Source organism: Spongiibacter pelagi, assembly GCF_014705705.1.
Taxonomy (GTDB): Bacteria; Pseudomonadota; Gammaproteobacteria; order Pseudomonadales; family Spongiibacteraceae; genus Spongiibacter; species Spongiibacter pelagi.
Window position 1 is genome coordinate 1 of record NZ_JACXLD010000030.1, and the last position, 3,949, is coordinate 3,949.

The following is a 3,949-nucleotide window of genomic DNA, read 5'->3' on the forward strand; positions in this document are numbered from 1 at the left end:
TTTTCAGCGTTGCTGGCTCCCCGTCAGCCGGATTGGGTTGCATCGCAGGGGTGTCGAAAGAGTCAACTGCGGTCCAAAGCTGTTGGACTTGGGTGAAAAGGGCGTTTATTCTTCCTATACGTGAAAGGAATAGATGTCTGGCCGTACAGCCGCCAGATTGGCACTCTCGAACTCAGCGGCCTCTTCCATTCTGGCGTCAAAGTCCCAGATCACGCCCGCCGCGTACTCGCGCTGGGCGTTGGCCACGGCGAGGGCGTCATCCTTGCCTTGATGCACGGCGGCTGCCAATTCCGGCTGATTGGGCATCCAACGGACGCCGCCGTTCAGTCGGTTCGCGATCAGGAAGGCTTCGAGGTCTTCCTGCGAACCGATGGTCAGCGACTGCGCCGTCTTCGGATCGGCTGGCCGGGTGCTCAGGCTGAATGCGATCCCCTCCTGCTGCTGGGCCGGACTCACCGGCTCAAAGTAAAGGCGACCGAACTGCTCATGCTCAAACGCCATGAAGAAGGGCTGGCGAGCGTAGCGGTCGTGTTCTTCGGCCAGATGGCGAGCCAGTTTTGCACCCACCGCAGCGGTCAGCTTCCAGCGATCTTCTGAGGTGTTTTCCAGCAGCAGGTCGAATGCCGGGCCTTCCGGCTCGGCGTCGATGGTCTGGACGCGCAGGCGACCGCCATCGACAACGCGACCGATGCTTTCCCGGAATGCGGGCTTCACCGGCTCGATTGATGCCGTGACGTAGTTGTCGTCGTCGCCGAACAGGAACGTCCCTAGTCTTATGTTCATACGCGCCTCAAGGGATAGTCAAAACAAGGTTTCTAACATATCATATTGAGCGCACGCTTAGAATATGTGCGTTACGCAGACCCTTAAAATGGGCACAAAAAAACGGCACGCGCTTTCGCGGGTGCCGTTCAAATGAAAGGTAAAAGCAGCCTCACAGCGCAATCATGGGCCATGAAACAGCAATCTATATCTTATCACGGTGATGCGGGTACGCCCATAAAAACCGCGCACTTCGTCGCGAGGAACGCCAATGTTGAAGCCGATTGAAGCACTGCAAGAGTACGCGCAAGCCAAAGGAATGGAAGCTGCCGATCTCCAGCGCAAGCAGGAAAAGCTGCTTGATGCGCTGCTGCATCCAACTCGCGCCGACCACGGCGAAAACGTGGTAGTCGTATTCGCGCATGGCGCGGAGGCAATGCGCCTTGCCGCAGTGAAGGAAGATGGCGACCGATTCCCGCACTGGGCCGTGCAGTCGTGGAGTGTCACGAAAGAGGACTGGCTGACACAGAAGTCCTACGACATGAAGCCAGAGATGCGCAACATCGCCTACATGGACGCAAAGAACTGGTATCCCGCTCCCACGCAAGCTGCCGCCGAGGCGAAGTGGGCCGCGATCAACAGTGACGAAGACGGCGCTTTGGAGCGCCTGTTCGACAGCCGCGCAAAGCTCGCCGAATTCTGGTACGAAACCAAGGTCATCGACTGGGAAGGACGCTACGGAGGCGATCCGTGGTTCTTCATGAGCGAGGTTGCCGAGACGGCCTTCGAGCGCGAAGGGCAGCCCAATCCGATTCTTGGCGAGAAGTACGGCGAAAAGGTGACAGCCCAGCTTGCCAATTTCGCCGCCGACTGGGGCGAACTGGCAACACCCGTATTGTCCGGCACCCTGCGCCGCGCTGGCACCAACGAGGTTGAAGCGATTGTGCAGTACCGCTCTGCCGTTGAAGCAATCGACGACATCCTCCAGTCTGGGCACGACGCCCACTTGCGTGCCGCGCCGCTCGGAGAAGCAGGCGGGGCCGACCGCTTTACTTACCTGCGTGACCGCGACGCGGGACTATCCCGCGCCGAACTGGTTGCCTCGCTGGAATCATTCATCGAACAGAACAAGGAGCTAACGATGGCTGTGACAGAAGCCCAACCCAAGGAAGACTCGTTCCTGATCTCGATCTACTACGAACGCTGGACGCGTGGTTACAGTGTTGTAGAGGTGTGAGTGGGGTTGTAAGTCACGGAATCAGGTAATAATATTTGCTTGGCTTGGCTTGGCTTGGCTTGGCTTGGCTTGGCTTGGGTTGAGCGGGCCTTATACCTTTCTGTATGGATCTCGCGAAGCGAGTTTGGGGCGATCAACGAGATCTATAAAACTTCAGGAGACCATTTATGAAGAACAACGATCCGACATCCCGCAGGAAATTTTTACGCTCCAGCAGCGCCATTAACTTCCATAGCGGATTTGTCAGCGATCCCTCGACTTATTACGAGGTGCTGGAGCCGGTCACGAAGACCAACAAACCACCGATGGTTCTTATCCACGGCGGGGCGGTTAGCGGCGCTTGTTATATGGTAACAGCCGATGGCAGACCTGGTTGGGCACACGTTTTTGCCGCCAAAGGCTATAAGGTTGTTGTGCCAGATTGGCCTGGGACGGGTCGCAGCGGATATATCCCTTATGACGCCTTGACCGGAGAAACGGTGATACGGGGCTTGGGAAAGCTACTTGCCACGCTTGATCGCCCCGCGATTGTCATGACGCATTCGATGTCGGGCCCTTTCGGCTGGAAGCTGCTCGAACTTTACGGTGACCGGATCGAAAAACTTGTTGCCATCGCCCCTGGAGGGCCAGGGAACGTGAGTGCTCCGACGGAGTTTCTGACAGACACTTCCGACTTCGTAGAGGTACGTTTGGCACCAGGAGCGCCCATATTCAAGATCAGTCGCAAGCAGCCTTTTGTTGAGGGGCCCGGTTGGGCCGCCAAGAAGCTGGTAGGCACCGGTACACGTTTCCCGCGGGAATTCCTGGACGCTTATGTCGCCACGCTGGATGTGATCCCACCCAGGCTTCTGCTGGAGCGGGTGAACTATGCGAACAGTGCGCCTCGTGTCGCAGATTTCTCTGGCTACAAAGGTAAGCACATCGCCCTGATCATGGGGACCAATGATGCGGACCACACGGTCGCGACCGATAAACCTATCGTGGATTGGTTGAATGAAAACGGCGCGCGTGCCGAGTTCATTCATCTCGGTGAAAAAGGCATCCAGGGAAATGGCCACGGGATGATGGTGGAGAGCAATAGCGACCAGTTGGCGAACGCAATTGTGGCGTGGTTGGAAACAGGGAAATTTGTCGCCGCGACATCCTAGGAGCCTGCTCAGGAGTGGGTGAAGGTCGGCTGGCGCTTGTTCACGAAGGCGTCCATGCCTGCCTTCTGGTCGTTGGTGTCAAACAGCGAATGGAACAGGCGGCGCTCAAACATCACACCGTCGGACAAGCCTACAGCATCCCGTAAAAGATTCGTGGTTCGCTTCACAGAAAAAGGGGTCTGACCCCTTTTTATGCGGCGCCCGTCCGCTCAAGCGCGCGATCCAGCAATGGATCGAAAGCCCGCTGGCGCAGAAGATCCTGGCTGGTGCCTACTCGCCGGGAGACGAGGTTGCGGTGGATGTGGAAGCCGGGGAGTTTGTGTTCAGGTAAGCGGTCTGAACTTTCCGCCTGATGTGAAAGAGCCTGCTGATGTTTCAGTGGGCTCTTTTTGTTTGGTCAGTGTTTCGCCCTGACGGGCGAGTGACTTTTCTTTGCTTGTCCAAAGAAAATGCACCAAAAGAAAAGACACCCCCGCGGAGCAGGCCTGCGGCTCCCCTGCGCTTCTCGAAGCGACGGCGAGGCCGGAAACTCGCCGCTGCGCGGCTCAGACAACCGGCCCCTTGACCCGTTTCAGCCTGCGATGCTCGGCTGCTCCGAGGGGGATATACGGTGCTAACTTCAGCTATGACCAGTTTGAAAATCGTTCAAGACTAATCTGCTAGTCGGGATGATTTGCGCACCGCGCTATGCTGCGTCGCGCATTGTCCAATCTGCTGTCCAATGCAATACGCCACACACCAGTGGGAAGAAGTGTGCTGATCCGTCTGGATTCATCGGGCGAGGGTAGGGCGTTACTCAGCG

The 3,949-nt window shown here is 57.3% G+C and carries 3 protein-coding genes and 1 pseudogene; 3 read left to right on the forward strand and 1 reads right to left on the reverse strand.

Translation table 11 applies throughout. From position 1 onward, the window contains the following. Nucleotides 1-114 precede the first annotated feature (114 nt). Nucleotides 115-783, reverse strand: a complete 669-nt coding sequence (locus tag IB286_RS15170; RefSeq protein WP_190766993.1) for a hypothetical protein — start codon at nucleotides 781-783, stop codon at nucleotides 115-117. A gap of 250 nt (nucleotides 784-1,033) precedes the next feature. Here IB286_RS15170 and IB286_RS15175 point away from each other — a divergent pair, with 250 nt between their 5' ends. The 3 genes and pseudogenes from IB286_RS15175 to IB286_RS15575 form a co-directional block, all read left to right on the forward strand. Further along, the gene (locus IB286_RS15175) at nucleotides 1,034-1,999 is read left to right on the forward strand and encodes a hypothetical protein (RefSeq protein ID WP_008250613.1); all 966 of its coding nucleotides are present in this window, start codon (nucleotides 1,034-1,036) and stop codon (nucleotides 1,997-1,999) included. A gap of 167 nt (nucleotides 2,000-2,166) precedes the next feature. Beyond that, a complete protein-coding gene (locus IB286_RS15180; RefSeq protein ID WP_190766994.1) occupies nucleotides 2,167-3,147 on the forward strand; it encodes an alpha/beta fold hydrolase in 981 nt (326 codons plus the stop codon). Nucleotides 3,148-3,331: 184 nt separating this feature from the next. Beyond that, a pseudogene (locus tag IB286_RS15575) lies at nucleotides 3,332-3,478 on the forward strand (hypothetical protein); the annotation flags it as partial. Nucleotides 3,479-3,949: the final 471 nt, after the last annotated feature.

Coding starts and splice junctions, on each gene's coding strand:
- IB286_RS15170 (WP_190766993.1), bottom strand. CDS start 783: ATGAACATAAGACTAGGGACGTTCCTGTTCGGCGACGACGACAACTAC.
- IB286_RS15175 (WP_008250613.1), top strand. CDS start 1,034: ATGTTGAAGCCGATTGAAGCACTGCAAGAGTACGCGCAAGCCAAAGGA.
- IB286_RS15180 (WP_190766994.1), top strand. CDS start 2,167: ATGAAGAACAACGATCCGACATCCCGCAGGAAATTTTTACGCTCCAGC.